The sequence below is a fragment of the Megalodesulfovibrio paquesii genome (genome assembly GCF_054653055.1).
This window is the reverse complement of the sequence record NZ_BAAIGQ010000006.1, coordinates 120,016-142,886: the sequence shown is the minus strand read 5'-3', so window position 1 is coordinate 142,886 and position 22,871 is coordinate 120,016. Positions and strand designations below refer to the sequence as shown.

Below are 22,871 nucleotides of genomic sequence, written 5' to 3'. Positions count from 1 at the left end.
CTCACCGCATGAAATTTCTTCGCTCGCTGTTTCTCATCGGCCTGTTGATTGCTGGCGCGGCCGAGCTGGCGGCCTGGCTCTTCTGCACCCTGTATCAGGACCGCTTCCGCAATGCCGACCTGGCCGCCCTGGTGCCCACCCAGGAGCGCCTGGACATCGAGCGCGATGTGTTCCACCCCGAACTCGGCTGGAAGCGCCGCTTTCCCACCGCCTATGGCCAGCGACCCCAGGCCCGGCTCCATGACCGTGCCCTCCTGGCCACCTATGGCGATTCCTTTACCTACGGCGACGAGGTCCTGGGCTTCGAGACCTGGCAAACGCATCTGGCCGCCCTCCTCGACGCCGACGTGCTCAACTTCGGCAATGGCGGCTATGGACCGGATCAGGCCTATCTGCGTTTTTTACAGGATCAGCCCGCCGCGGGCACCCCGTACGTTGTCCTGAGCCTCATTGGCGAGAACATCGCCCGCGTGGTCAACGTCTACCGCCGTTTCTACCTGCCGGAAGAAGGGAATGCCCTGACCAAGCCGCGGTTTCACCTGGAATCCGGCCGGCTGGTCCTGGAGCCCAACCCCACCCCCACGCGCGAGTCCCGCCAGCGGCTCCTGGATCCGGCGTTCCTGGAGGCCGTGGGCCAGCGCGACTACTGGCACCAGCGCCACAACCAGCGCATGACCTCGTTCCCGTATTCAACGGTGTTTCTACGCGTCAACGCCCTGCAGGAACTCATCAACAATATCCAATGGATGAGCCTGTGGGACGAGCCCGAACCCCGGGAATTGATGCTGGCCATCCTGGACGCCTTCATCCGGGACGCCCGGGCCATGGGCGCCAGACCCATCGTGGCTGTTCTGCCCATGCAGTTCGACCTGCTGCGCATGGCCAAGGGTGGCGGCCTGCCAGATTATGTGCGCCTTGTGGGTGAGCATTGCCGGAGCCAGGGCGTGCCCTGTTTCGACGCCGTGAGCGCCATGGCCTTTCAGGACGGGATTCCCCAAGCCGGAACTGGCACAGCCGGCCTGAGAGACGCCCAGGCCGTGCGCGAGTTGTTTCGCATCACGCATTATTCGCCCCTGGGGAACGAGCGCCTGGCCCTGGCCTGGTTCCACTTTCTCCGCACGGCCATGCCCGGGGACTTTGCCCAACTGCCGCCCATTTCCACCCGGCTGCGCAGCCTGGACACGGCCAAGGCATCCCCGGCATTCCTGCCTCGCACCCGCGGGGTGACACCGCTGTGGGATGCAGTTCCCGCGCCCCCACCCTCCGTGGAGAACGCCACGGCCTTTGCCGCCCGGCTCCTGGCCCTGGGCGGGGAGGATGCGTCCGTCATCACGCCGCAGGCCCTGGAATTTGCCGTGCACTACCTGACGGTGCTGCAGCGCCCGGCCTCGGAACTGGCCGAGAAGATCTTTCTGGACAAGACGTACCTGCAGCGGCCGGGCCAGCGGCCAAAACCGGAGACGGCACAGGGGCAGGAAGGCGTGACGGACGAGTCTTTCGTCGCCCTGACGGACGAACACTTCGTTACCCTGGCGGTCAGGGCGCTCTGGGGCGCCCCGCCCTCACCCGAGGAGGCCGCGCGGCTCGTTGCCCTGCTGCAGCCAGACGAAACCGGGCAGGGAGCTGCTGGCGCGTCCTCCCCCGGAACGCGGGCCACGCGCGCGGATATCTTCTATGAAATCCTCTGGGATGCCCGCTTCCGGGACCGTTGCGCCAGTTCCGGCGTGCCGGCCTATTGATTCTTCGCCAAAGGTGTCACCGTTCCTGCTTGAGGGGCTCCCGCTCGTCGCCCACCACCAGTTCGTAATAGGCCGGGGGCTCCGCGTGCAGGGTGCCGTTTGTGGCCGCCTCCCGCAGGCGTCGTGCGTCCAGAGACAGGGGATACACGCCCGCCACCGCCCAGCTTTGGCCTTGCAAATCCAGCAGGGTGGTGCGCCAGGCGCTGCCGGGGCGGATGAGCAGCCATTCCGTCTCCGGATCGGTATCGGCCTGCAAGGCCGTCAGCATCACCGGCCGCTCCCTGGAATACCGTTCGCCCCGGACCTCGGCAACCGCAAGCTCCAATACGGCTGCCGGCGCGGCGGCGCCTTCGGGCAGCACGGCAATGTCCTCAGCGGTAAGATCCGGCTGCGACCGTGCCGGCTGGGTGCTGTCCAGGGCCGTTTCATACGCTATGCCCAGCTGTGCGACCTGCTCGGCGGTATACACACCCGCGGCTTCCAGTTCGGGCAGTCTGGCCTTGAACGCCATCGCCGCCTCCCGTCCCTCCGGTCCCAATCCGGACAGCAACTCCTGGAACCGATAGCGCGCCACATCCACCCGGCCGGTTTCCAGTAGGGCGATCTGGTTGCGCACCGTCAGTCCGAGGGGGTCAGCCAGGGGCGTATGCAGCAGCACCGAGACGAGCACCGTGGCCAGGGCCACGCCCCAGGCGGCCAAGGACGCTGAAGGGATTGAGGAAGCCGAGAAGGCAAAGGAGGTCCCGGGCGCAGGGGCCGCGCCTCCCAGCCACCTTTCGTCACGCCGCAACACATCCGCCAATGCGGCCAGCCACAGGCCCAAGGTAGCCACCGCCGCCAGGCCGCACAGGGCCGCGGCATGCACGCGCGAGGGGGTCAGCCCATACTGATCGATGCGCAGCCAGAGGGCGTACACAGCCAGCGCCGTGAGGATCGGCAGCACCAGCAGCAGGGCGTCCGCGCTGTAACGGACGAGGGGGGGCACCGCCGGGGCCTGCGTCTCGCCGGCAGATCTGAGGGGCACGGCCAGCATGGTCGCGATCACCACCAGACTCTGCATCCCGAGCAGGATGGAGGTGGCCGCCTGTGTCTTCCACAGTGGCTCCACCCCCTGCACCGCCAGACCGACCAGGAAGATCCCCACCAGCACCGCCATGACCGGCAGCAGCGCCCGGGCCAGCCCGGCTTCCAGTCTGCCGGCAACCCCGGCCACCTGCGACAGGGAGGGCAGCTCCTTGGCCTGTCTCACATTCTGCCGGCGCACTCCGCGCACGCCCAGCCCCCAGGCCAGGGGCAGCAGCACCGCCGTGCCTTCCTTGCTGAACACCAAATCCTGGATATCCACCCCCACCAGATCCAGCAAGGCCACGCCGGCCAGCAGCACCAGATAGACCACCCCGGTCACAGCCAGGGCGGCCAGATTCTGGTGCAGCGTGACGCGCAGCCAGTGCAGCCGCAGGGGGGCCGCGTTCCCTTGCCGGCTCTCCCCCGCCGCCGCAGCCAGGGACACACCGCACCACACCAGCCCCACGCCCCAAAGGGTCAGGCTGAGCAGGCGGTCATCCCGACCCAGGTCTGGCGCATCGCCAAAGCCCTGGTCCGCGACCACCCAGGCGGCGCAGCCAGCCAGGGCCGCCGTGAGGAGGCCCAGCCACAGGAGAAAGCGGGCCGGCCGGGCCGAGGGCCAGGCCTGCTGGAGTCCAATCCCCATGGCCAACACCGCTGCCGCAACCCCGCTAACCAGCGCGGCGCTCAGAGGGGTATCTCTCGGCGCTTCCAGCAGCATCCGGAACACGAAGCCCTGGGCCAGGGCCGTCCACAGCCAGAGCAGGGAAGCTCCCTGCCAGGAGAATTGTCCCGTTTGCTGTGTTGCCATGACGGGTTACCGCCAGCCCACGTCCAGTTGCATATCCCCGGGCGCGGTGAGGGTGACACCGTGGGTGATGACGAACTTCTCGCCCGCCTTGAGCTCCTTGCCCCACACCAGGGTCTGTTCCTCGGACCTGGCTGCCGGAGGGGCGGAGGTGATCTGCACGTCCATGCGCTCGTCGCGCCGCTGGGGAGCTGGCTCTTCCACCCGGACGGTGGCGGGCGTCTTGCCGAGATTCTCCACGGTGAATTTCCAGTTCCAACGATGCGTCTGCTTGCTGCTGAGGAAGCCCTTTTCCCCGGACTCGCGGGCCAGGAGTTCCGTGGAGATCTTGATGAAGGGCGCCTCGCCGAAGAACAAATCCGTCTGATTGCCGGCCAGGGCAAAGTGCTGACGCCCGGCCAGGGCGCCGTCCACCAGGAAGAGCGCCTCGCCCCCGGGAAGATCCTGGGGAGTGGGCAGGGTGGCGTTGGCCGTCAGCCAGGCTTCGGGCCCCTGGGAGGGGCGGATGGTGTACCGGAAGGCGGCCGGCCAGCTCTCGGCGGCCACTTCCAGCCGCGGGGCCTCGCCGGCGGCGATGCTGCGCAGGCCCATATCCCAGGCGGTGTAGGTGGCGCGCTCCTCCTGTACCGGGGAGGCCGCCGCACCGGCGCCGCCAACCATCTCAGGAACCGCCGCATCCAGGGCCTGCATGGCCGGCGCAGGCGCCATGCGCATGGCCTTGGCCATGGGCCGGGGTTCGGGGCGCTGCTGGATGATCCAATCCGGCAGCGGCGAGGGTGCCAATCCGGCTTCGGGCAGCGCCGTGGCCAGGGTCAGGCGAACATCCTTCCAGTCCGTGCCGGTGCGTTGCCAGACCTGCGCCTCGTAGGAGAACTCCACGTCTTTTCTGGCCGGCCGGGCGTTCAACCGATAGGAAGGCTCCCACCCGCAGTCGGCCAGGGGGTAGGTGGCGTTGGCCTGGAAGGCCCGCGTCCCCTTGGGTGCGTCAAAATGGACCGTCACTTCCCAGGCCTGGCGTGTGGGGCCGGTCTGCTGGTTCAGCTGCTCCTGCAAGCGGACCACCTCGCGATCCAGCTGGGCTTTTTCCTCCACCAGCGGCAACTTCTGGGCACCCAGCTCGGCCAGACGGCGGCCCATGTACTCGGCAGCGTCCAGGGCCTCCTTGGCCAGATCCGGCGCAAAGCCCGGCATGGTCTTGAGGAATTCGCTCTGGGCATCGATGGCCATGAGCTGGGCGGCCAGACCGTCGCGGCGCAGGCGGGCGGCGTTCAGTTCCGCACGCAGAGCCGCCACCTGGGCGGCGTCCACCAGGGGCACGCGCTTCCAGGAAAGCGCACCCAGGGACGCCCCAGCCAGCTCGGCCGCCAGGGCCAGGGATTCCGGCGAGGCCGAGGCAGGCAGCAAAAACCGCGCGGTGCCACCTTCCGGAATGGCCACAGCCTCCGTGACCAGACACCGCTGCGGCGATACCGTGACCGCCACCGGCCGGCTCGACGCCAGTGGCGCGTCTGCAAGTGGCGCGGCATGCACGGGATGGGCGATGAGACACACTGTCAGACTCAGCACAGACAGAGAAAGCACTGTCCAGACACGCATGGCAACTCCAGTAAGATCAGGTTGCAGGAACAAACCTTCCAGTACCGTACACCACCTGCTGCCACCGCGTCGAGTCGCGTTGCGCAAAAGTTACGTATCCTGAAGCAGGGTGTCTTCATGGGAATAGGCCGGGCTGCAGCAACAGAGCACGACCAGCGGGACGGCGCCGGTGTTTTCCAGCGCGTGGATGGTGCCCGGCGGTATATGCACCGTCTCGCCAGGAGCAATGGGGAAGGTTTCGTCACCCAGGCGCATCATCCCCTGGCCGGAAACCACGTGATACAGTTCCTCGGATACTGCATGCACATGCGCAAACGTGTTCGTACCAGGAGGCACGGTGGCCTCGGCCAGACTCTGGTTGCGGTTGCCATGCACAGCAGGGTGCATAAGCTCTCGAATCTCAGAGCCATCCTTGGTGACATATGCCGGGACGGCGTCTCGTTTGGTGTGTTGCATGGAGCGCCCCTGCAGGATCACGCCGGGTTCTCAAGCCAGTTCTGCCAGGCCGGGAGGCGCAGTCCGGGCAACGCCCTGGACTCCAGCACCTCGCCTGGGGCGGCGCTTTGGTAGAGCTTGAGCTTGTGTTCATGGTTCAGCCGGAAGGCATGCACCAGAAGGCCTGCGGCGTCCACAATCCAGTACTCCTGAACCCGCAACACCTCGTAGAGATGCAGGTGGCGGGTCGTATCCCGCAACAGGGTTTCCGGCTCCAGGATCTCCACCACCAGCGTCGGCACACGCGGATCCCTGCCGCAGACCACGGCGATGTCCGGCGCAATGCCGTCGTGCTCCTCTGCGTCCAGCATGGTGCAGAAAGCGTCCCCATGCAGCATGGGGCATGGCGCGGGCAGGATGCGACAATCCGTGTCGGCCAGGGCCTCGCCCAGTGCGCCATGCAGGACATGGCGAAGGTGGTCGTGCGTCTCTTTGGACCGGGAGCCGGCCAGCCGGACCTGCTCATTGCCAAAACGGTGCATGTGCGTCCCCTGTTTCGGTTTTCCACGGGTGTACCATGGTCTGCCGGTCGGGGGAACAGATTCCTGCACAATTTCTGTTCCGCATCACCACTGAATGCCGCCGCGCCGGAATCGCTCCCGATAAATACGACGCGTCTCTTCCAAAACCATTTTTAAGTAATTGATATTTTTGAAAATAGCTTCCTCATATGGGTCTGTATCCAGACCCCAGCGGGCCCGAAAGTGGCTGCGCATGTACCGGCTCACGCCATCAAGATCGCGGGCCAGGCGCACCTTGACGGTGCGTTCATAAAAGCCCTCGGTCTTTTCCAGCAACATGAATTCCGAATCGCACCCGCCCACACCGGCTTCCTCGAATTCGCGGTACAGCAAAAAGAGCTTTTCCAGATAGGCGCGGTCGGCCATCTGGGCATAAATGTTGGCCACGCCCAGCATGCGGCCCAGGGTGGCGAGCTCCGGGGTGCGGAAGGGGATATCCGCCACAGGCTTGTCCATGATGGTGCAGGCAATCAGGTCGGCGCTGTCTCGCCAGTCTTCTTCCGGCGCCCCGCGCTCGGCAAAATAGTCCTCCAGCAGGCGGATGGAGCGGGCCTCGTGTCCCACGGTGTATTTGGCCCCGGTGCCCACGGTATCGTCCACGGTCTGGATCAGTCCGGCGTCGTGAAACAGGGCGCAGGTAAGCAGCAGCCGCACCCCCCGGGAGCTCAGCACCACGGCCTCGACTGTTGCGCCATGAGCCAGACGGGCTGCCGCCAGAAACACGGCATTGACATGCTCCAGATTGTGGTACCCCGTGTTGCTGGCCCGGTAGCCTGGATACTGACCATTATACAGACGAATGACATCCTGCTGCACCACCACAAGGTGCTCCTTGATATCATCCATGTGCATGGCATTCATCAGGGTTAGCACTTCCATGCGCACGGCCGCAGAATCGGCCGCATCCACAGTGGGGCACTGCGCATGGGGGTCATGCACTGCATGCGTTGTGTGTGTTTGGGGATGATGTGTCGCCACCGGCTGCCACCTCGCTGGGCGTTCAAGAGTCATTGAATCCCATTTTTATATTGCTGTAAAAGGAATGGCCGTGGAAGACAAGGGCTGTGACCAGCACCGCAGGAGAATGCCGGAAAAAATCCACACGCTTCTTGCCCCTTGCCCCTGGCCGCCAAAGGACGTACATATCTCATGGAAGCCCAGCCACATCCCCGTACAGCATGAGGGCCTGTTTGCATGAACCGGCATTTTCTCGTCACCGTCAGCGATGATCCCCAGGCGATGTTTGCCATCCGCTTCCTGGGGCATTTCTTCGCGCACAAGGAAGGCCTGGAGTGCACGCTGTTTTATGTGGCCCCGCGCGATCAGGACAGCCCCACCGCCATGATCAAGCCTGACGCCCGCGAGCTGGCCAAGGGCACCGCCTCCCTGCAGGAGGCCCGGGACAAGCTGCAGCACCTGGGCTGGCCTGCGGCACACATCCACCTGAAAACACACACGCAACGGCACTCCACGGCCATGGAGATCGTGGACGAGGCCAATCGCGGCCGTTACGACGCCGTGGTGCTCGGCCGCCGGGGCATCACTAGCTTTGAGGCCTTCATGGGCTCTTCCATCAGCCATGAGCTCCTGGAAGAACGCATCGGCTTCCCCGTCTGGCTGTGTCGCATGCCCGAAGCCTCCCGCAAGGGGGTGCTCTGCTGCGTGGACGGCTCTGAGCAGGCGTTTCGCATTGTGGACCATGCCGGCTTTATCCTTGCGGGCCGGCGCGAGCACCACATCACGCTCTGCTGTGTGGAAAACGGCCAGCGGCCCGAAGTGGACGGCATTTTTGCCCGCTGCCGGGAAATTCTGGCGGGAAACGGGGTATTGCCAGAAATGATCCGCACCAAACGGCTTTCCGGCGAATCCCCGGCCAAGGCCCTGCGTACCGAGTTGCACGCCGGCGGGTACGCCGTCATTGCCATGGGACGTACAGGGGCAGGTGGCGGCGCGCTGCGAAAACTGTTCTTCGGCTCCGTGTCCAGCGACCTCATCCAGACCGCCCCACCGGCCACAGTCTGGATCTCCCGTTAACCTCCGTTGCGCTTTCGCATCACGAGTATGTCCAGCGAACCTGCCTCCCCCTGCTCCCTCTCTCGCCTCCCGTCTGCCGCCCTGCTGCGCGCGGGCTGCCTTGCCGCCTGCCTGGCTGTGCTGATGCTGCTGCCCGGCTGCGCCAGGTTCCAGAAAGTGGATGTGGAGCGCGAGTTCAAGAACTTCATTGCCTTGTACAAAGAGCTGACCACCTTTACCGAAGCCATCTTTCTGATGGAGCACAGCCAGGTGATCAGCAAGGATGTCTCCGATTTCCTGCAGCAGCGTACCTTTGAGACCAAGCTGCAGCTGGAGACGGTCATCGACATCATCTTTTTCTACAAGTACTCGGATTTTCGAAACTACGAGAATTACATGGTGGTCTACCGCTATGTGAACCAGCGGCTGGACACGGTGCTCCAGGGCTTTACCGCCCAGGAGAAATTCATCGCCGTGGTGGCGGAAAGCCACAGCCATTCCCCAACCATGACCCGGTTTGCCAGGGAGTACCGGCAGTACCTGACGCGCATCATCGCCCAGATCCACGAGCTCAAGGAGAAGACCAAATGATCCCCGCCCCTCAGGTCAACACCATCATCGCCGCCGTGGACATGAGCCCGGTGACCGCCCGGGTGGTGGGTTGGGCGCTGGCCCAGGCCAAGGCCTTCAATGCCCGGCTGGAACTCCTCTATGTCACCGCGCCCGAACCCGACTTCATTGGCTACACTCCCGGCCCCCAGCATGAGCGTCAGGCCGTGGCCTGCCGCATTCAGGAAGAACAGCGCGCCCTGGCCGCCCTCAAGGCCCAGGTGGCCGAGGCGGATCTTGCGGTGACCGAGCACGTCTTCCCGGGCGTACCCGAGGAGAAAATCCTCCAGGAAGCCGAACGCCTGCAGGCTGATCTGATCATCTGCGGCCGCCACAGCCACGACTTTTTCTACCGGCTCTTCGTGGGCAGCGTGGGTGAGGAACTGCTCAAGCGTTCCCCCTGCCCCATTCTGTTTGTGCCCGCCGATGAAGGCGCGGAGCAACAGGCCGCCACGGCATGACCCGCCGCCTGATTCAGGCGATCCTCCTGCTCTGCATCGTGCTCGCCGCCGCCACCCAGGCGGCGGCCGAGTCCTGGCTGGTGTATGAACCAGCGCGGCAGGCGATGCTCCTCGAATCCCGGGCCGACGAGCGTCGCGCTCCGGCGTCCCTGGTCAAATGCATGACCGCCCTGCTGGTCTGCGAGGCCGTGGCCAATGGCACCTTCGCCATGACCGACCTCGTGGCCGCGCCGCCGGAGGTGGCCCATGCCACCGGTGCGCGCCTTGGCCTTGTCCCCGGCCAGACGCTCTCCGTCAGCGAGCTCCTGACAGCCATGCTTCTTGGCTCGGCCAACGACGCCGCCCTGGCCCTGGCTGCCCACCTTGCCCCGCACGCAGGCGGCGTTCCGGCCTTTGTGGAAGTCATGAACGCCAAGGCCGCAGCCCTGGGGCTGGCCAACACCCGCTTTGCCACGCCTCATGGCCTGCCCGCGCCCAATCAATACAGCACAGCCCGCGATCTTGCGATCCTGACTGCGAATATTCTTGCGACTCATCCACAACTTCTTGCAATCACGTCTGAACGGACTGCGATTGTCCTTGGCAGAACTCTGCATAATCGCAACGAGCTGCTCGGCCTTCCCGGGGTGGACGGGCTCAAGACCGGCTCCACCGCCGCGGCCGGGGCCTGCATCATCGTCACAGCCCGGCGCGAGGGCCGACGGCTCATCGTCGTGCTCCTGGGTGCTGCGGACCCCGCCACCCGTGCCCAGCGCGCCGCCGCGCTGCTGGAGCAGGGCTTTGCGGTGGCACCGTAACCGGCGCCCGCCCGCCAGGTTTCGCATTATCCTTCCGCAGCCTGGGCGGCTTGTTGCTGCGCCTTTTGCCGCGCCGCCGAAGAAGCGGCTGCGGCTTCCGCCTCGCCTTCCCCGCCCTTGGCCGTGGTGTACACCGTGACGCCGGGCGCGGCGAAGGTCAGGCCGTGTTTCTTGAATTCCTTGTACAACCGGGAGAAGACCTCCCGCCGGATGGCGAACTGCTTGCCGGGTTTGGTCATGTATTTGATGCCAAAGATGAGCGTGGAATCCTCGATACGCTTGACGCCCTGGCTCTTGATCGGCTCCACCAGATCGTCCTTGAATTCCTCGTCGGCCATGATGCTTTCATTGACCTTCTTGCAGATTTTCTTGAAGATTTTGGGATCTGTCTCCAGAGGCATGGGGATTTTGATCTTCATGACGATGGGATTGCGCGAATAGTTCACCACATCCTTGATCTGGCCAAAGGGCAGAATCTGCACGTATCCCAGGGTGTGCTGCAGGGTGATGTTGCGCACGCTCATCTTGATGACATAGCCCTCGGTCTTGCCCATCTGGATGTAATCGCCCACGCGGAAGGCATCATCCAGCAGGAAAAACACGCCGGCCACCACGTCCTTGACCAGGGTCTGGGATCCCATGCCAATGGCCAGGCCAAACACCCCGGCGCTGGCCAGCAACGGGCCGATCTGCACGCCAAGCTGCGAGAGGATCATGAGCACGGTGCTCAGGAGCAGGAACACACCCAGCACTTTTTGCAGCAACGGCAGCAGGGTGTTCAGCCGCGGATTGTCCAGTTCCGAAGCGGTCTTTGGCAGGAGCGACCGTTGGATGCCGGTTTTGGCGGCCTCCCAGATTCCCAGGCCCGCCGCCAGAATGAGCAATATGCCAAAGCCGTGCACCGTGATGGCCTGCGTCCAGGCCGTGCCCATGCCCCAGACCTCGCACATGGCCGCGAGCACAAACAGCAGCAGCCCGGCCCGCATCCAGGCGCGCGCCGGACCGAACAGGCGCATGGTTTCCACATCCGGCGGCGGCGCGGCCTTGATTACCGTGGCCGCGCCCATGGGTTGGCCATCCTCGTCCAGCTTGGGCGGCGTGGCCGTATCCACGGGCCGGCGCTGGAACATGGAAAAAATGCGCTTGAGCAACAGCCGGCCGCCGCGGTCCAGCAGCACGAAAGTCGGAATGGCCAGAAGCGCCCCGCCCAGGACCCCGCGAGGCCCCTCGTAGCCCTCCAGCAGCAGGAGCGCATACCAGACCACGGCCACGCATCCCAGGTACAGCAGCGCCAGCAGGTGCCAGATTGCCGCGAATTGCCTGCGCAGGGGCCCCGGAGTCTCCCCACCAAACGAAAGGATCCAGCCCGCCACCCGGCTGCGCTGGGTCAGGATCACCCCTGTCATGAAGACCAGGCCGGCCAGACCCACCAGCCCCCGCAGCAGGATCAGACTCGCGGCGTCCAGGCCTGCCGCAGCCAGGGCGTGCAACACATGCAGCCGCATCACCGTCAGCCCGAGAATCACGGCCAGAATGCGATACCAGGTCCTGGCGGCGGCGTCCCCCATAGGCACAGGGCGGAGCCGGCCCTGACCAGGGGCAAACAGCCAGTCCAGCAGCGCCAGGGCCACGCGCAGGCTTCCGCCCGCGGCCAGAAGGCCCGTGGTGAGCGGCCGGGAGGGCCAGGCAGGGTCAAAGCACAAGGCATACCCGGCAAGGGCCACGAGGGCAAAAATCGTCAGGCCGGTCAACCTGCCGGCCAAGGCAACGAGGTGTTGCCGGAACCGCGACAGGCCGGACGCCAGCTCCTCGGCCGTGGCAGCGCGGTGGCGGAGCAGCTGCAGCCGCCGCGCCGCCAGCCGCTCCACACGCCAGGCCAGCACCAGCAGCAGCAGCACTCCCAGGGCGTCCGGCACCAGCCAGGAGGTTCCTTGCGTGCCACCCAGCGCGGCCAGCGCCTGGCCCAGCGCGGCGGGCAGGCCAGGAAAGGCGCGAGCCATGGCGTGCAGCCGTTCCTTGCTGGTGGCCGCCACCGCCACCAGCCGTTCTTCCAAAGAGGGTGGCGTCGTGGCGGACGAAGCCACCTTGGCCTGGGCCTGACGCCGCAGATCCTCCCGCAGCACGGCGCGCACCTGGGCGTCGGTAAGCTTGGCCAGCAGATCGTCCACCGTGTCCGGCGCCATGGGCGCTTCCAGTATGGCTGCCGGAGTGGCGGCCGCATCGTGCGCGCCTTTGTCCTTGGCCTGCGACTTTGACAGTTCCTTGGCCAGCAAGGATGAGGAAGCCGCCGCCGCGCTGGGGATGGCCAGCGCGAGCAGGAGGCAACACACCAGCAACCCGCCAAACACCCCTCTCCCGTGCATGCTTCCCCCCATGAATTCCCAGGGTTCCCGGATTTCTCGTCATCTGCCCCTGCTGTTGAGTCTAGCCTAATTCCCCACCGCAGGACAGAGAAAGCACCAACGCGGCGTGGACAATATCCAAAAAACGCGCTTGATCTTCCCTTGGGATTGGGTAGAACTGTGAGAATCCTGCCATGGGGGGCACGAACCTGAGCGAGTGTATGGCCAATTTATCCAAACAATACCGGCTGCTGCTGGTAGAAGATGACGTTGTTTCCGCAAAGACCATTGCCTTTATGCTTAAACGGTTAGGGCATGATCTTGTGGAGGTGGCTTCCTCCGGACAACAGGCGCTGGCTGCCGCTGACACGCATACCCCGGACATGGTCCTTCTGGATATCCGCCTGGATGGCGACATGGACGGTCTGGAAGTGGCGAACCTCTTGCGGGCCAATCCGGCCACCCGGCACATAGGCATCATGTTCCTCACGGGGATGGAACCTTATGAGCAGATGGAGAACGCCCTCACCATTGCGGACTGCTTTATTCAAAAACCTGTGAAGTTTGCCGACCTTTCGGCAAACCTGCACATCTGCATCCAGCGCCGGCGTCTGGAAAGCCGTCTGGCCGCCAGCGAACGCCGGTATCAGGAACTGGTACAGGATGCGCCCGTAGGGATTTACCAGAGCCGCCTGGATGGCTCGCTGGTTACCGTCAATCCGGCCTTTGCCAACATGCTTGGCTTCGCTTCGCCCGAGGAGGCGCTGGCCTCCAATATCCTGCACGCGGGCATGCCCTATGTGGATGAAACCCGGCGGGAAGCCTTTATGACCCTGCTGGCACGCGAAGGTGCTGTGCGGGATTTCGAGTCCGAGGTCTACGGCCGGGATGGGGATATCTTCTGGATTCAGGAACAGGCCGCCCGCACGGTGCATGCCGCCGGGGAAACGCTGGTGGAAGGCTTTGTCACGGACATCACCGCCCGCAAGGACGCCGAGCTGGAACGCGACATCACCATGCACCTGCTGCGGCAAACCCTGGATGCCCTGCCCGACCCCCTGGCCCTGCTGGACGAGCAACAGCACCTCATTCTGGGCAACAGCGCCCTGCGCAAGGCCATTGGCCCGGCCCGGGCGCGGGAACTGGCCAGCCTGCGCTTTGCCGACCTCCTGGCCCCGCGCAGCCGCAAGGCCTGGGCCACCGTGTTCTCCCGCTTTGCCGAGGATGGCCACATGCGGCAGGTGCGTCTCTTGCTGGCGGACAGCGCCGGCTGGTATGTTTTCACCATCTCGCCCTATGGCAACCCCTCGGGCGAACGCATCGGGGCCGTCTGCCAGGGCCGGTTCGTGGCCCCGGAAGTCATGCCGGCATCGGTGGAACACGCCTGCTGAGCCATCCAACGCAGGCCACAGCCCACTCCATGCGCAAACATCAGTTTATCAAAGAAAAATGCGAGTGCTCCCGCCGGGCCACCCGCTTTATCTGCCGTTATTGCAAGGCGCTGGAATATCTGAGCAGTCGGGAAATCCGCCAGCTCACTCTGCAACAGGCCCGGTGCGACCACCCCGAGGCGCCGGAGATACCGTCCACGGAACTCTTCCGGGCCCGGCTGGGTGGCCCGGTCAACTGCCTGGCCCCGGACTGGGAGACGCACAACGAAAGCCACGATACCGGGGAATGCCCGCAGTGTTGAACGTCTCCAAGTCTGGTCCGCCCAAGCAGGCGGCGGGGCCGGACACCACCGCTACTGGGTGCCGCCACGGCGCGAGCGGCGCAGCTCCTTCACTTGTTCCATGCGGGCGACCAGTTCTTCCTGGGTCAGGACACCGTCCTTGTTGGCATCGGTCTGTTCGAACCGCTGCTGCATGGCGGCATGGTACTCCTGCTGGTCCACCTTGCCATCGCCGTTGGCGTCCATTCTCTGGAACAGAAAGTCCCGGACCGCGCCACCGCCGGGCTGGGCCGCGACCGGGGCGGCGATGATCATGGCGGCCAGTACAATCAGAATTATCAGTGTGTTGCTCATGGGACATTCTCCTTTGGAGCAGTCGATGCACTATGCGGCAGGTTAGCAAGTGGCGTTCCAAATTGTCATCCACCTGATATCCTGGAATAATCTTCCACATCTCCCGCCTCGCGGGCATGTTCCGGTGCAAGCAGCTGCACATCCGCGCGCTTGTGCAACCCCCAGTGCAGGAGCCGTGGAGCCGACAGGTCCGGCGGCAGGAAAACGGCTTTTCCATCGCGCGGGGCTGGGGTAGGGTCTGGCCATGGCTCAATTCGATCTGATGCGGCACCTTGCGGAGTCCACCCTGGTGGTCCAGCTGGAATACCTGTTACTGCTGGGCATGAGCGCGGGCTCCTGGGCAACGATATTTTGGAAAATCCTGCAATACCGGTGGGCTGGCCGGATGATCCGCCGGGATCTCCACAGTTTTCGCCGCGCAGGCCGGCTGCCCGAGGCCGTGCAGGCCGTGGGGCGGGAGAAGGATTCGCCTTCCCTGGCCGTGGTCCGCGAAGGCGTTCATGAGTACAAGCAGCTGGAGAAACTGGAGGCCACCCCCGGCGAGGTGGCCCGCATTGTGCTGGAAAACGTCCGCTGGGGCCTGCGGGACGAGCAGGCCGCCCAGACCAGCCGGCTGGCCGTGGCCCTGAGCTTTCTGGCCATGTGCACCAGTGCCGCGCCCCTGCTGGGGCTTTTTGGCACAGTTTGGGGTATTTTTAATTCCTTTCAGGGATTTGCCGAACTCACTCCCGGCACGCTGCAGATTGTGGGCAAGGGACTGGCCGAGGCCCTGGGCACCACCATTGCGGGCATGCTCGTGGCCATTCCCGCGGCCATCGGGCACAACATGCTGGCCAGCTGGCTCGCTGATCTGGACGCCGACCTGGGAGATCTGGGCACTCGGTTTCTTTTCCTGTTACGCCAGGAGCTTGGCGGGTCCAAAGAAACTGGCGAGGCAGAAGCGCACCCGGTGCCATCGCCGGGCAAGTCCCGGCATCCCCTGTTCCGCCTGCCGGGCATGGCTCGCGCCGCCCGGGGCAGTCAGGATGATTTTCCCGAATAAGTCATTCATCTTAGAGGAAACGCATGCACGTCAGCCCCACCCTGCATACCGGCCAGCGCCAGACCTTCAACGCCCAGGGCGAGCCATTGGCAGAACTCGACCCTGTCCAGGACGGCCCGCATGCGCCGGGCAGGCAGCTGGAGACGGGCCGTTTCGTCGTGCAGGGCGATGTGGTGGAGGATCGCCTGACCGGCCTGCACTGGCCGCAGCAGGCCCAGCCGTTCGGGACCTCCCTGCGCTGGGCCGAGGCTGCCGCACGCATTACCGACTGGAATGCCGAGGCCCGCTTCGGCCATGCGGACTGGCGACTGCCAACCCGCCGCGAGCTGCGCACCCTCATTGATCACAGTCGCGCCCGGCCAGCCCTCCCGGCGCAACACCCCTTTCTCCATGTCTTTCCCGGCTGGCACTGGACCGCCACCACCTGGGCCGATGACCCGCGCTATGCCTGGCGGCTGCAGCTGGAAGGCGGGCGGCTTTTCTTCGGCCAGAAAGAGGAGGAGGCCATCGCCCTGCCCGTGCGTGGCCGCTGCGAGTTTCTGCCGGCCACGGGCGATCCGGCCGATGTGCCCTTCGGCACGCCCTGGCCGGAGCCACGCTTTACTCTGGAAGACGGCCTCGTGCGCGACCATCTGACCAACCTGCTCTGGGACCGCGACGCCGGCGGCATGCGCATGACCACCTGGAACATGGCCCTTTCCCTGGCCCATGCCCGGCGGCAGGCCACGGGCCAGCCCTGGCGGCTGCCAACCATCAATGAGCTGGAAACCCTGGTGGACGCCTCCCGGGCCTACCCGGCCCTGCCCACCGGCCACCCCTTCGGCCGCGTGGCCGATGCCTGCTGGTCCGGCACCAGCAGCGGCCTGGATCCGGCCTGGGCCTACTGCCTGTACACGGGCAAGGGCGCTGTGGGCGTGGGCTACAAGCCGCATCCGGAATTCACCGTCTGGCTGGTGTGCTGAGCCGCTGTGCGCTGGCGGCCAGGGGCCGGCCTCCGGTGCGTTGCCACCCCTGCGGCCGGCGTGATACGGGGCGGAATGTGGCTGACATGAACCACCAGGAGTGCCCATGCCTTCCGCCCCTGCCAGCCTGGCCCAGGACAGCGCGCTGTCCTTGTTGATGCTGACTCTGGAGAGCGAGTCCGCCGAATTGCTGCTGCTGGACGACGCCGGCGTTGTCCTGGCTGCCTGGCCCGAGACATCCCTGGCGGCGTCCTTCGTGCCATCAGGAAGCCTGTCCCTGCCCCAGCGCCTGCCCCAGGCCGAGGCCGCCATCCTTGCCAATGCCCTGGCCAGCCGGCAGCCCTTCACCGCCACCTGCATGGTGGAGCAGGTGCCGGTCCTGATTCATGGCCGTCCGCTGCCGGCCGGACTGGCGCCGCCGGCCTGTTACGCCTGCTGGCTGCGTCCTAATCCCCTGGCCGACGCCCGGGCCGAGCTCCAGGCGCGCGAGGCCCTGCTGGAGGCCGAACGCCAGACCTTGCGGCAGGAGCAGGCCCACTGCAAGAGCGCCAAGGAAGTGCTGACCCTGGCCAAGGTCATTGTGGAAAAGAGCCCGGTGGTGCTTTTCCGCCGGCTCAATGATGCGCAGTCCACCCTGGTCTATGTCTCGGAAAACATCCAGCGCTTCGGCTATGCCGCCCGCGAGTTTCTGGAAGGCCGGCGCGAGTTTGCCGACATCGTCCACCCCGACGACCGCGAGCGTCTGCATGCCGAGATTCAAGCCTATGCCGACGCGGGCCAGCTCGAATACACCCAGGAATACCGGCTGCTCAGCCCGGACGGCACCGTGTTCTGGGTCCATGACGAAACCCTGGCCGAACGCGACGGGGCTGGCCACATCACCCATTATCAGGGTATCCTTATGGACGTCACGGCCCGCCGGCAGGCCGAGGAAGCCCTGCGGCAGGCCAATTTCATCGTGGAGCGCAGTCCGGTCATCCTCTTCAAGCGCCGCGCCGGCGCGGCAGGCCTGACCTACGTCTCCCAGAACGTTTCCCGGTATGGCTACGATCCCGAGGCCTTGCGCACTGGCGCGCTGGCCTTCATGGATATCGTCCACCCCGACGACCGCGAAGACCTGCAGCGCCAGGTCCGGGAAGCCGCCGCCGAACACAAGGACGAGTATCGCATGCGCTACCGCGTCCGCACGGCTGCCGGCGAGGAGCGCTGGATTGACGACGTGACCACCGTGGACCGCGACGAGCACGGCGCCCCGCGGCATTACCAGGGCGTGCTGGCCGACGTCACCGAACAGGTCCGCGCCGAGGAGGCCCTGCGGCAGGCCAACGTCATTGTGGAACAGAGCCCTATCATCCTGTTCAAATTCACCTTCGGCTCACCAGGGCTGGACTACGTTTCCCAGAACGTCTCCCGCTACGGCTACGATCCCGAAGATCTGCGCACCGGCCGGCTCACCTTTGCCGATCTCGTCCATCCCGACGACCGCGCCGAGCTGGACCGCCAGGTGCAAACCGCCCTTGCCGCACGGCAGACTGTCTATTCCAAACGATACCGGATTCTTACCTCCAGAGGGGAAGAGCGCTGGATTGAAGGCGCCACCACCGTGGATTACGATGATGAAGGCGCTCCCAGGCACTATCAGGGCGTGCTGGCCGACATCACCGAACGCGTCCGGGCCAAGGAGGCCCTGCACAAGAGCGAGGAAAAATACCGCCGCATCCTGGAAACCGCTGCCGAAGGCTTCATCATGATGGATGAAGACCTGCACCTGACGTATTGCAACGATGCCTACGCCTCCATGATCGGCTACGCGCCCGAAGATCTCATCGGTCGCCGGCCGCATGAGTGGTCCACCCCGGAATTTCGCTCGTTTCTCACTGCCAACCGCGAGCGCCTGCTGGCCCAGGAACGCCGGTCTTTCGAGGGCGCGCTGGTGGCCAGGGACGGCACCGTGGTGCCTGTGCTGGTCCATGGTAACTCGCTGCGCGACGCGCACGGCGCGTTCCTGCACAATATCGCCTTTGTCGCCGACATCACGGAGCAGAAAAAGGCCCTGGCCCTGGCCGAGGAGGTGCAGCGCAGCCTGCTCCCCGCCGCACCTCCCGTGCGCCGCGGCCTGGAGGTGGCCGGCCGCATGACCCCCAGCGAGAGCATCGGCGGGGATTATTACGACTACTTCGACCTCCCCAGCAGCTATCCCGGCTGGCTGGGTGTGGTGGTGGGGGATATTGCCGGCCATGGCGTGGATGCGGCCCTGCTTATGACCACGGCCCGGGCCTTTTTGCGCCAGCGCGTCCAACGTCCCGGTGAACTGGCCGAGATGATGATGGATCTGAATCGCGCCCTGGTGGAAGACATGGCCGACAGCGGCCGGTTCATGACCTGCTTCCAACTGCTCATCGACTGCTGCGAACACGAGCCGGACACCATGGGCCGGCTGCACTGGGTCCGCGCCGGGCATGACCCCGCCCTGCTCTACGATCCGCAAGCCGACTGCTTCGCCGAACTGGACGGCCCCGGCCTGCCCCTGGGTATCCTGGACGATTTTCCCTTTGAATCGCGGGCCCTCGACGTCGTGAAGCCCGGCATGCTCATTGCCGTGGGCACGGACGGCATCTGGGAAGCCATGGACACCCAGGGCCGGCTGTATGGCAAGGAACGCTTCAAGGACGTGCTGCGCAGGCACCACAACCAGCCCGCCACCGACATTGTGGAAGCGGTCTTCCAGGATCTCGGCGCGTTCTGCCAGGGAGTGCGCTTTCAGGACGATGTGACCCTGGTGATCATCAAACTGGTGGGAGAACCAGACCATGACTGACCCGGCATCACCCGCTTCCTCCTTTCCAATTCATCTGACCGATTCAGCCAAAGCCATGCTGACCCGGTATTTCCAGGAACACCCTGCCACGCCCATTCGCCTGGAATATGCCGAAGGCGGTTGTGCCGGCCCCCGGCTGCAGCTCCGGCTGGCCAGCACCGCCGCCCAGCTCAACGACCTGCGCCTGGAGTGCGACGGGTTTGCATTTATCGTGGATGCCGCGCTGCTGCAGGCGGCCGCGCCCGTCACCATCGATGCCGGCCGGCTGACCTTTGCCATCACCTCCCGCCTGCAACTGGAAGGCGCGGCCTGCGGCTCCTGCAAGGGGTGCTCCTAGGTGCGGCTCACGCGGCTGGCCCTGCTGCTTCTCCTACTCGCACCGCTCGCTGGCGGTGTGCCCGGCACAGTCAGCACAGTCGCAGCTGAGGAGATCCCCGGCATCCTCAGGCCCGTACTCATTGGTGGCGACCGCGACTATCCGCCCTATGAATTCCTGGACAAGGACGGGCATCCGGCCGGCTTCAACGTGGACATCAGCCGCGCCGTGGCCGAGGCCATGGGACTCAAGGTGGAGTTCCACCTCGGCACCTGGTCGGACATGCGCTCCGGCCTCATGCATGGCACAATCGACATTCTGCAGGGCATGTCCTACTCCGAAGAACGCAGCCAGGAAGTGGACTTCGCCCCGCACACCATCGTCAACCACGCCATTTTCGCCCGCCGGGGCTTTGCACCCGTTTCCAACCTGGATGAACTGGCCGGCAAAAAGGTCATCGTCCACCGCAGCGGCATCATGCACGACACCCTGCGCGGCAAGGGGTTCGAGCAGGATCTCATCCTCACGGATACCCCGGCCGACGGCTTGCGGCTCCTGGCCTCGGGCCAGGGGGACTTTGCGGTGGTGGCCATGCTGCCGGGGATCTACATCATCCGGGAACACAAGCTGGACAACGTGCAGATTGTCGCCAGAACGGTCTTCACCGTGCGCTACGGCTATGCCGTCAAAAAGGGCAACGAGGCGCTGCTGGCCCGCTTTAGCGAGGGGCTGGCCATTCTGCGGGAAACAGGCCGGTACCAGGCCATCCACGACAAATGGCTGGGCGTGCTGGAGAGCCGGCGCTTTCCCTGGGGAACGGTGGGCGGGGCTGTGGGCGTGGTGGTGGCGCCGCTGCTCCTGCTGCTGGTGGGGTCCATGATCTGGACGCGCAGCCTGCGCCGCCAGGTGGCCCAGCGCACGGAATCCCTGACCCAGGCCATGGAGGAACTCTCGCGCAACCAGCGTCAGCTGGTCCAGGCAGACAAGATGGCCGCCCTGGGGATTCTCGTTTCCGGGGTGGCGCATGAAATCAACAATCCCAATGGGCTGATTCTTTTGAATATCCCCATTCTGCGCAAAGCCCAGGCCGATGCCGGCCGGCTCTTGGACGAACGCTATGCACAGGATGGCGACTTCACCCTGGGCGGCATCCCGTACAGCCGCATGCGCCACGAGCTGCCCCGCATGCTGGAGGAGATGCAGGAAGGCGCCCAGCGCATCAAGCGTATTGTCAATGATTTAAAGGATTTTGCCCGTCTGGAAGAAGGCGCGGGCCGCTCGCTCATCGACGTCAACGACGCCTCGGCCAAGGCTGTGCGGCTGGTGGAACCGACGATCCGCAAGTGCACGGAACACTTCACCACCCACTATCTGGCCGATCTGCCCCTGGTCTGGGGCAATTCCCAGCGCATTGAGCAGGTTATTGTCAATCTGGTGCTCAATGCCTGCCAGGCCCTGCCGGACCGCAGCAAGAGCATTGCACTCTATACCAAACACCACGCTGCGGCGGGCAAGGTCGTCCTGTGTGTGCGGGACCAGGGCGTGGGCATTGCCCCGGAGCACCTGCCGCACCTGACCGACCCGTTTTTCACCACCAAACGCGACACCGGCGGCACCGGGCTGGGGCTTTCTGTCTCTGCCGGAATCCTCAAGGAATACGGCGGGCAACTGACGTTTGAATCTGTCCCTGGCCATGGGACCACGGCCTGCATCGAACTTCCCGCTGCCCGTGAAGACGCCGGCGAGCCCCTGCCGAGTAAGGACGGGGCAACGGATCCCGACCTGGAGCGCTCGTCATGACCTCCACCCCCTTTCCCAGCTTCGGCATCCTGCTGGTGGACGATGAGCCGGCCTGGCTCCGCTCCCTTTCCCTGACCCTGGAGTCTTCCGCCGGCATCACCAACACCTTCCTCTGCCAGAACAGCGCCGACGTGCCGGCCCTGCTGGACAAGGGCGGCATCGGCCTGGTGCTGCTGGACCTGACCATGCCCGGCCCTTCTGGCGAAGAGCTGCTGGAACACATCGCCGAGCGCCATCCCGAGATTGCCTGTATCATCATCAGCGGCGTCAGCCAGTTGGACACCGCCGTGCGCTGCATGAAGCTCGGGGCCTTTGATTACTTCGTCAAAACCGACGAGGAAGACCGCATCGTCAGCGGCGTCCTGCGGGCCGTACGCATGCTGGAGCTGCGCGAGGAAAACCGGGCCGTTTCCAGCCGGCTGGCCGCCGGCGGGCCGGCGCATCCCGAAGCCTTTGCCTCCATTGTCACCTGCTCCCGGACCATGCTGGCCGCCTTTGCCTACATCGAAGCCGTGGCCAAAAGCAGCCAGCCCCTGCTGGTGACGGGCGAGTCCGGCGTGGGTAAGGAGAACATCGTCCGCGCGGCGCACACCCTGAGCGGCCGGCAAGGTCGTTTTGTGGCCGTGAACGTGGCCGGGCTGGACGACACCATGTTCGCCGACACCCTCTTTGGCCATGTGCGCGGGGCCTACACCGGCGCGGACACGGCCCGGAAGGGCATGGTGGAGGAAGCCGCCGGGGGCACGCTCTTTCTGGATGAAATCGGGGATCTGAGTCCGGCCTCGCAGGTCAAGCTGCTGCGGTTGTTGCAGGAGGGCGAGTTCTATCCCCTGGGCAGCGACCAGCCCAAGCGGCTCAGGGCGCGGGTCATCGTGGCCACGCACCGCAATCTGCCCGCCGCCGAAGCCGCAGGGACGTTGCGACGGGATCTGTATTACCGCTTACGCACCCATCACGTGCACATCCCGGCCCTGCGCGAGCGCAAGGAAGATATCGAGCCGCTGCTGCATCATTTCCTGCGCGAGGCCGCGGCCGAGATGGGCAAGCCCAAGCCCACCCCGCCGCGGGAGCTGGCCGCCTGTCTGGCAGCCTACGGGTTTCCTGGCAATATCCGCGAGTTGCGGGCCATGGTCTACGACGCGGTGAGCCTGCACAAGGGCCGCGTGCTGTCCATGGCCAGCTTCCTGGACGCCATGGGACTGAACGGCCAGACCCAGCTCTGTGCGCACCAGCCGCCGCCCAACCCCTTCCAGCACTGCGACCGCCTGCCCACCTTTGGCGAGGCCGCGGAACTGCTGGTGGCCGAAGCCATGACCCGCGCCGGCGGCAACCAGACCATGGCCGCGCGCCTGTTGGGCATCTCCCAGCCGGCCCTGAGCAAGCGGCTCAAGCAGATGCAAGGCGGCGCCTGAAGCCGCCAAGCCCCAACCCCCATAACCCGTTGAAGGGCCATAACCGGGG

20 protein-coding genes are annotated in these 22,871 nt (G+C 65.3%); 13 read left to right on the top strand and 7 right to left on the bottom strand.

The features are described from left to right. Window positions 1-8 precede the first annotated feature (8 nt). A complete protein-coding gene (locus tag ACYQ00_RS13470; RefSeq protein ID WP_460032660.1) occupies window positions 9-1,739 on the top strand; it encodes a hypothetical protein in 1,731 nt (576 codons plus the stop codon). A 16-nt stretch (window positions 1,740-1,755) separates the two neighbouring features. Here the strand turns inward: ACYQ00_RS13470 and ACYQ00_RS13465 are convergent, their stop codons facing one another. The 5 genes from ACYQ00_RS13465 to ACYQ00_RS13445 all read right to left on the bottom strand — a co-directional run bounded on the left by ACYQ00_RS13465 (window position 1,756) and on the right by ACYQ00_RS13445 (window position 7,103). Further along, window positions 1,756-3,615 (bottom strand): DUF4153 domain-containing protein, encoded by a 1,860-nt coding sequence (locus tag ACYQ00_RS13465; protein ID WP_460032659.1) that lies wholly within the window; start codon window positions 3,613-3,615, stop codon window positions 1,756-1,758. 6 nt (window positions 3,616-3,621) lie between these two features. Continuing rightward, complete coding sequence (locus ACYQ00_RS13460) at window positions 3,622-5,208, bottom strand: DUF4139 domain-containing protein (RefSeq protein WP_460032658.1); 1,587 nt, start codon at window positions 5,206-5,208, stop codon at window positions 3,622-3,624. Window positions 5,209-5,298: 90 nt separating this feature from the next. Next, window positions 5,299-5,664 (bottom strand): cupin domain-containing protein, encoded by a 366-nt coding sequence (locus ACYQ00_RS13455; protein WP_460032657.1) that lies wholly within the window; start codon window positions 5,662-5,664, stop codon window positions 5,299-5,301. A gap of 17 nt (window positions 5,665-5,681) precedes the next feature. Next, window positions 5,682-6,185: a Uma2 family endonuclease gene (locus tag ACYQ00_RS13450; RefSeq protein ID WP_460032656.1), complete on the bottom strand. Its 504-nt coding sequence runs from the start codon at window positions 6,183-6,185 to the stop codon at window positions 5,682-5,684. Window positions 6,186-6,269: 84 nt separating this feature from the next. Continuing rightward, window positions 6,270-7,103, bottom strand: coding sequence for a hypothetical protein (locus tag ACYQ00_RS13445; RefSeq protein WP_460032655.1), 834 nt, complete (start codon window positions 7,101-7,103; stop codon window positions 6,270-6,272). A gap of 315 nt (window positions 7,104-7,418) precedes the next feature. On the opposite strand from ACYQ00_RS13445, the gene ACYQ00_RS13440 reads away from it, so the two are divergent. The 4 genes from ACYQ00_RS13440 to ACYQ00_RS13425 are packed head-to-tail and all read left to right on the top strand — an operon-like array spanning window position 7,419 to window position 10,104. Further along, window positions 7,419-8,258: a universal stress protein gene (locus ACYQ00_RS13440; RefSeq protein ID WP_460032654.1), complete on the top strand. Its 840-nt coding sequence runs from the start codon at window positions 7,419-7,421 to the stop codon at window positions 8,256-8,258. 27 nt (window positions 8,259-8,285) lie between these two features. After that, entirely contained in the window at window positions 8,286-8,828 is a 543-nt protein-coding gene (locus ACYQ00_RS13435) for a hypothetical protein (protein WP_460032653.1), read from the top strand. Further along, the gene (locus ACYQ00_RS13430) at window positions 8,825-9,307 is read left to right on the top strand and encodes a universal stress protein (RefSeq protein ID WP_460032652.1); all 483 of its coding nucleotides are present in this window, start codon (window positions 8,825-8,827) and stop codon (window positions 9,305-9,307) included. Before ACYQ00_RS13435 ends, ACYQ00_RS13430 begins: the two co-directional genes overlap by 4 nt. After that, a complete protein-coding gene (locus ACYQ00_RS13425) occupies window positions 9,304-10,104 on the top strand; it encodes a D-alanyl-D-alanine carboxypeptidase family protein (RefSeq protein ID WP_460032651.1) in 801 nt (266 codons plus the stop codon). Before ACYQ00_RS13430 ends, ACYQ00_RS13425 begins: the two co-directional genes overlap by 4 nt. 26 nt (window positions 10,105-10,130) lie before the next feature. Here ACYQ00_RS13425 and ACYQ00_RS13420 read toward each other — a convergent pair whose 3' ends face one another. After that, window positions 10,131-12,467: a mechanosensitive ion channel family protein gene (locus ACYQ00_RS13420; protein ID WP_460032650.1), complete on the bottom strand. Its 2,337-nt coding sequence runs from the start codon at window positions 12,465-12,467 to the stop codon at window positions 10,131-10,133. 200 nt (window positions 12,468-12,667) lie between these two features. Here ACYQ00_RS13420 and ACYQ00_RS13415 point away from each other — a divergent pair, with 200 nt between their 5' ends. Both ACYQ00_RS13415 and ACYQ00_RS13410 read left to right on the top strand, forming a co-directional pair. Continuing rightward, complete coding sequence (locus tag ACYQ00_RS13415; RefSeq protein ID WP_460032649.1) at window positions 12,668-13,837, top strand: PAS domain S-box protein; 1,170 nt, start codon at window positions 12,668-12,670, stop codon at window positions 13,835-13,837. A 29-nt stretch (window positions 13,838-13,866) separates the two neighbouring features. Continuing rightward, complete coding sequence (locus tag ACYQ00_RS13410; RefSeq protein ID WP_460032648.1) at window positions 13,867-14,139, top strand: hypothetical protein; 273 nt, start codon at window positions 13,867-13,869, stop codon at window positions 14,137-14,139. A 51-nt stretch (window positions 14,140-14,190) separates the two neighbouring features. Here the strand turns inward: ACYQ00_RS13410 and ACYQ00_RS13405 are convergent, their stop codons facing one another. Next, window positions 14,191-14,472 (bottom strand): hypothetical protein, encoded by a 282-nt coding sequence (locus tag ACYQ00_RS13405; protein WP_460032647.1) that lies wholly within the window; start codon window positions 14,470-14,472, stop codon window positions 14,191-14,193. A 244-nt stretch (window positions 14,473-14,716) separates the two neighbouring features. Here ACYQ00_RS13405 and ACYQ00_RS13400 point away from each other — a divergent pair, with 244 nt between their 5' ends. From ACYQ00_RS13400 to ACYQ00_RS13375, 6 genes are all read left to right on the top strand, one after another. Beyond that, a complete protein-coding gene (locus ACYQ00_RS13400) occupies window positions 14,717-15,514 on the top strand; it encodes a MotA/TolQ/ExbB proton channel family protein (protein WP_460032646.1) in 798 nt (265 codons plus the stop codon). A 23-nt stretch (window positions 15,515-15,537) separates the two neighbouring features. After that, window positions 15,538-16,476 (top strand): Lcl C-terminal domain-containing protein, encoded by a 939-nt coding sequence (locus ACYQ00_RS13395; protein WP_460032645.1) that lies wholly within the window; start codon window positions 15,538-15,540, stop codon window positions 16,474-16,476. Window positions 16,477-16,582: 106 nt separating this feature from the next. After that, window positions 16,583-19,294: a PP2C family protein-serine/threonine phosphatase gene (locus ACYQ00_RS13390; RefSeq protein ID WP_460032644.1), complete on the top strand. Its 2,712-nt coding sequence runs from the start codon at window positions 16,583-16,585 to the stop codon at window positions 19,292-19,294. Beyond that, window positions 19,287-19,631: an iron-sulfur cluster biosynthesis family protein gene (locus ACYQ00_RS13385; protein WP_460032643.1), complete on the top strand. Its 345-nt coding sequence runs from the start codon at window positions 19,287-19,289 to the stop codon at window positions 19,629-19,631. Before ACYQ00_RS13390 ends, ACYQ00_RS13385 begins: the two co-directional genes overlap by 8 nt. Continuing rightward, window positions 19,632-21,410 (top strand): transporter substrate-binding domain-containing protein, encoded by a 1,779-nt coding sequence (locus ACYQ00_RS13380; protein ID WP_460032642.1) that lies wholly within the window; start codon window positions 19,632-19,634, stop codon window positions 21,408-21,410. Then, complete coding sequence (locus ACYQ00_RS13375) at window positions 21,407-22,822, top strand: sigma-54-dependent transcriptional regulator (RefSeq protein WP_460032641.1); 1,416 nt, start codon at window positions 21,407-21,409, stop codon at window positions 22,820-22,822. Before ACYQ00_RS13380 ends, ACYQ00_RS13375 begins: the two co-directional genes overlap by 4 nt. The last annotated feature ends 49 nt before the right edge of the window (window positions 22,823-22,871 follow it).

Coding starts and splice junctions, on each gene's coding strand:
- ACYQ00_RS13450 (WP_460032656.1), bottom strand. CDS start 6,185: ATGCACCGTTTTGGCAATGAGCAGGTCCGGCTGGCCGGCTCCCGGTCC.
- ACYQ00_RS13425 (WP_460032651.1), top strand. CDS start 9,304: ATGACCCGCCGCCTGATTCAGGCGATCCTCCTGCTCTGCATCGTGCTC.
- ACYQ00_RS13440 (WP_460032654.1), top strand. CDS start 7,419: ATGAACCGGCATTTTCTCGTCACCGTCAGCGATGATCCCCAGGCGATG.
- ACYQ00_RS13465 (WP_460032659.1), bottom strand. CDS start 3,615: ATGGCAACACAGCAAACGGGACAATTCTCCTGGCAGGGAGCTTCCCTG.
- ACYQ00_RS13410 (WP_460032648.1), top strand. CDS start 13,867: ATGCGCAAACATCAGTTTATCAAAGAAAAATGCGAGTGCTCCCGCCGG.
- ACYQ00_RS13395 (WP_460032645.1), top strand. CDS start 15,538: ATGCACGTCAGCCCCACCCTGCATACCGGCCAGCGCCAGACCTTCAAC.
- ACYQ00_RS13470 (WP_460032660.1), top strand. CDS start 9: ATGAAATTTCTTCGCTCGCTGTTTCTCATCGGCCTGTTGATTGCTGGC.
- ACYQ00_RS13430 (WP_460032652.1), top strand. CDS start 8,825: ATGATCCCCGCCCCTCAGGTCAACACCATCATCGCCGCCGTGGACATG.
- ACYQ00_RS13405 (WP_460032647.1), bottom strand. CDS start 14,472: ATGAGCAACACACTGATAATTCTGATTGTACTGGCCGCCATGATCATC.
- ACYQ00_RS13415 (WP_460032649.1), top strand. CDS start 12,668: ATGGCCAATTTATCCAAACAATACCGGCTGCTGCTGGTAGAAGATGAC.
- ACYQ00_RS13385 (WP_460032643.1), top strand. CDS start 19,287: ATGACTGACCCGGCATCACCCGCTTCCTCCTTTCCAATTCATCTGACC.
- ACYQ00_RS13435 (WP_460032653.1), top strand. CDS start 8,286: ATGTCCAGCGAACCTGCCTCCCCCTGCTCCCTCTCTCGCCTCCCGTCT.
- ACYQ00_RS13445 (WP_460032655.1), bottom strand. CDS start 7,103: ATGGAAGTGCTAACCCTGATGAATGCCATGCACATGGATGATATCAAG.
- ACYQ00_RS13375 (WP_460032641.1), top strand. CDS start 21,407: ATGACCTCCACCCCCTTTCCCAGCTTCGGCATCCTGCTGGTGGACGAT.
- ACYQ00_RS13455 (WP_460032657.1), bottom strand. CDS start 5,664: ATGCAACACACCAAACGAGACGCCGTCCCGGCATATGTCACCAAGGAT.
- ACYQ00_RS13460 (WP_460032658.1), bottom strand. CDS start 5,208: ATGCGTGTCTGGACAGTGCTTTCTCTGTCTGTGCTGAGTCTGACAGTG.
- ACYQ00_RS13420 (WP_460032650.1), bottom strand. CDS start 12,467: ATGCACGGGAGAGGGGTGTTTGGCGGGTTGCTGGTGTGTTGCCTCCTG.
- ACYQ00_RS13390 (WP_460032644.1), top strand. CDS start 16,583: ATGCCTTCCGCCCCTGCCAGCCTGGCCCAGGACAGCGCGCTGTCCTTG.
- ACYQ00_RS13400 (WP_460032646.1), top strand. CDS start 14,717: ATGGCTCAATTCGATCTGATGCGGCACCTTGCGGAGTCCACCCTGGTG.